This is a genomic window from Limnoglobus sp., assembly GCF_059499385.1.
Map to the genome: position 1 here is coordinate 1 of NZ_JCABYM010000060.1, position 3,417 is coordinate 3,417.

Sequence of the window (3,417 nt, forward strand, 5' to 3'; positions counted from 1 at the left end):
GCCGGGGGTCACCCCCCGGGGGGGCCCCCCCGCGGGGGGTTGCGCTTGGGGGGGCGGGGGCCCCGGGGGTTGACACCCCTGGCTAACGACTGCCGCCGCTCCGCGGCTCCGGAGCCGGTCGGGTGGCCGCCACCGACAGCCGACCCGGGCGAACGCGGACCTCGGCGCGGGGTCCGCATTCGGGTGTTCTCCCGCGCCGGGTAGTCCGAACAGATGGCAGACACTGTCGGCGAGCCAGGGGAACGGACGGTATAGTGTTCCGGTGCGGGTCCGCGCGCCGCGGGTCGAATAACTCGTTCTGCCGCAGAAGGGCTTGCCGTCCGGATGTGGTCAGACGAAGGTAGCCCTATGGCCTCTGACCGAAAGCAATCCAAGAAGTCGCCCACTAGCGTTACGCCCGCCGGCGCACCGGCTAGGAAGACGCCCGTCTCGCAGGCGGACGTGCCACGCCACTCAGTTCAAGAAGCGCTCCGTGTTGCTCAGGCCGTCGCCGATGAGTACGCGGGCGCAGCCACGAAACCGCTCCATGTCGCAGCCGCCATCGACCTGACAGTGAATGCGAGTCTCTTCCGTATGCTTGTCGGCGCGTCGGCCGCATACGGGTTTACGACCGGGTCTTGGAAGTCGGACGTAATCTCTCTGACTCCGCTTGGCAAACGAGCGACATCTGCCAAGTCAGAGCAGGAGCGTCAAGCTGCCATCAAGGAAGCATTCCTAAAGCCCAGAGTCGTTGCAGCGTTCCTGACTCGATACGCCAACAATCGCTTCCCGAAAGACAGCACCGCGAAAACCGTACTCGCCGAACTCGACGTACCTGCTGACTCTGCCGACCACACCTTGAAGCTCATTGCCAAAGGTGCTGCCGACCTCGGTTTGCTGCGTGACTTAAAGGGAAGCCAGTTCGTCGATCTGGACGGGGTTCCTTCCGCGGCTAGGGCGTCCAATAGCGACCCGTCCAGCGAGGAGGGCGAGAACGAACCGGACCGGCCCGTGAGTCCCGCAGGTGAAGTGATCGAGATCGCACCATCAAAGCCGCTTCAACCGGCCACAGCCAACAACCGCGTGTTCATCACGCACGGCAAGAATCTAGACATAGTCAACCAACTCAAGGAATTGCTGACGTTCGGCAACTTCGCCCCTGTGGTCGCCGCCGAGCACGAGACGATTTCCAAGCCAGTACCCGACAAGGTCATGGACGACATGCGGTCGTGTTCGGCGGCTATCATTCACGTCGGCAAGGAGGTCAAAGTCCTCGATCAGGAGGGCGCCGAACACGTCTTCGTCAACCAAAACGTGCTCATCGAGATTGGGGCCGCGATGGCCCTGTACGGGCGGAAGTTCATCTTGCTTGTCGAGCGGGGAGCCAAGCTCCCGTCCAACCTTCAGGGACTGTACGAGGTCCGTTACGAAGGCGACAAGCTCGACTACGACGCGACGATGAAACTGCTCAAGTCGTTCAACGACTTTCGCCAGTGACAATGGCGGGCCGAACCAGGCGCTACAGCGGACGGCGCGCAAAGCCGGGCCACCATTGCGCGGGGGCGTTCGGTCAATCCCCTCACGCCAGCAGGCTGACCGGCTTGCCGATCTCGAACCGCCGGCCGTCCCGCTTCACCTCGTGGTACAGCGTGTCCCGCTCCACCGGCTCCCGCCCCGCCTCCTCGATCAGCCGCCGCAGGTCGCCTACGCTCAGCTCCTGCGGGCTGTCGCTGCCGGCCGCGTGGTAGATGGTCTCGTGGACCACCGTCCCGTCCAGGTCGTCGGCCCCGTAGCTCTGGGCCACCTGCGCGATCTTCACCCCCAGCATCTGCCAGTACGCCTTCACATGGGGGAAGTTGTCCAGGAAGATGCGGCCCAGGGCCATCACCCGCAGGTCGGTCAGGCCGCTCGGCTTCTTCAGCCCGAGCTTCTGGCCGAGCGGGTTGTTGTCCGGGTGGAAGGCCAGCGGGATGAACGTCTGGAACCCGCCGGTCTCGTCCTGTAAGTCCCGCAGCCGGGTCATGTGGTCGATGCGGTGTTCGGCGGTTTCCAGGTGGCCGTACAGCATGGTGGCGTTCGACCGGATGCCGAGCCGGTGGGCCGCCCCGTGGATGCGGAGCCACTCGCCGCCGTCGGCCTTGTGCTCGCAGATTTGCGACCGCACGTCCTCGGCGAAAATCTCCGCCCCGCCGCCCGGCAGGCTGCCCAGCCCGGCCGCCTTCATGTCGGCGAGCAGTTCCTCGACGGGCCGCTTGGTCAGCCGCTGGAACCAGTCCCACTCGACGGCCGTCCACGCCTTCAGGTGCAGTTCCGGGCAGGCGTCGTGGACGATCTGCACGACGTGCCGGTACCACTCGTAGGGCTTGAGGTGGTGCAGCCCGCCGACGATGTGCATCTCGGTGCAGCCGCGGGCCGACGCCTCCCGGGCGCGGTGCAGAATCTGCTCGTCCGACATGACGTAGCCCTTGGGCGACTTCAGGTCGGCCCGGTAGGCACAGAACTGGCAGCGATAGACGCAAACGTTGGTCGGGTTGAGGTGGACGTTCACGTTATAGTACGTCCGCCGGCCGTTCTTCCGCTCGCGGACGTGGTTGGCCAGCTCGCCGAGGGTGTGCAGGTCGGCGTGGTGGTCGAGGAACAGCGCATCCGCGGGGGTAAGGCGGGTGCCGGCGAGAACCTTGTCGCGGAGGTCGGCGAGCTGGGCGGCGGTGGTCATCGGCGGCGGTCCTGCGTCCCGGAAGCGTCAGGATAGGAACCGCACCCGCCGCCGGCGGGCAACGGGTCAGCCGACCGCGGCCAGTAGGTCGTCAGTCAGTGCGCCGCTGGCCCGCAGTTGGTTCTGGTCGAGCAGGCTGTTGATGGCGGCCACGGCCTGAGCGTCTTGGTACTCCGCGTCCGGGATCATGTCGTTCTGGCGGAGCCAGTACGCTACTTCGCACCAGTACCACAGCGGGGCATGGTCGCCGATGCCGCAGACCGGGGCCGGGAATCCGCCCGGTCCCCGCCCGCCGGTCACATACTGCCCGACGAGTTGGCGACTTCGCCCGATCAGACGAGCGATCTCCGCCTGAGTGACAAGATGGCAGTGGTCCACCCGCACCACGTCCGCCCCGATGTCGGCCGCCCGCACCTGACGGATGGCGGACAGGACGGCCTGTTTCAGCGTCTGGGCGGCGCGGGTGAACGTCAGATACGCCCGGCCGAATCGCATGCTCGGAGTGGCGTCGTCACAGCCGGCGGCGAACAGCGCGTCCGCCACCTCGTCGGTCAGTTCGGCGATGCCGGACAGCACCAGCACGAACTCATACTCGCGGTCAGTTGTCATCGGTCGGACCCTCGGCCCCGTCGTCTCCGGCGGCCTGCGGAGGCGGGGGCTGGTGTGGGCAGGCGTCGATCTCCCGGCGAAGGTGCCGGGCGTGGTTCTCGGGCACACGGGGC

3 protein-coding genes are annotated in these 3,417 nt (G+C 66.5%); 1 reads left to right on the forward strand and 2 read right to left on the reverse strand.

What is annotated here, in order from left to right; genetic code table 11:
* The first annotated feature begins 348 nt into the window (after window positions 1-348).
* Complete coding sequence (locus AC5JJ2_RS11010) at window positions 349-1,476, forward strand: TIR domain-containing protein (RefSeq protein ID WP_495858034.1); 1,128 nt, start codon at window positions 349-351, stop codon at window positions 1,474-1,476.
* 82 nt (window positions 1,477-1,558) lie between these two features.
* Here AC5JJ2_RS11010 and mqnE read toward each other — a convergent pair whose 3' ends face one another.
* Window positions 1,559-2,695, reverse strand: a complete 1,137-nt coding sequence (mqnE, locus tag AC5JJ2_RS11015; protein ID WP_495858035.1) for an aminofutalosine synthase MqnE — start codon at window positions 2,693-2,695, stop codon at window positions 1,559-1,561.
* A 66-nt stretch (window positions 2,696-2,761) separates the two neighbouring features.
* The gene (locus tag AC5JJ2_RS11020) at window positions 2,762-3,304 is read right to left on the reverse strand and encodes a hypothetical protein (protein WP_495858036.1); all 543 of its coding nucleotides are present in this window, start codon (window positions 3,302-3,304) and stop codon (window positions 2,762-2,764) included.
* Window positions 3,305-3,417 lie beyond the last annotated feature (113 nt).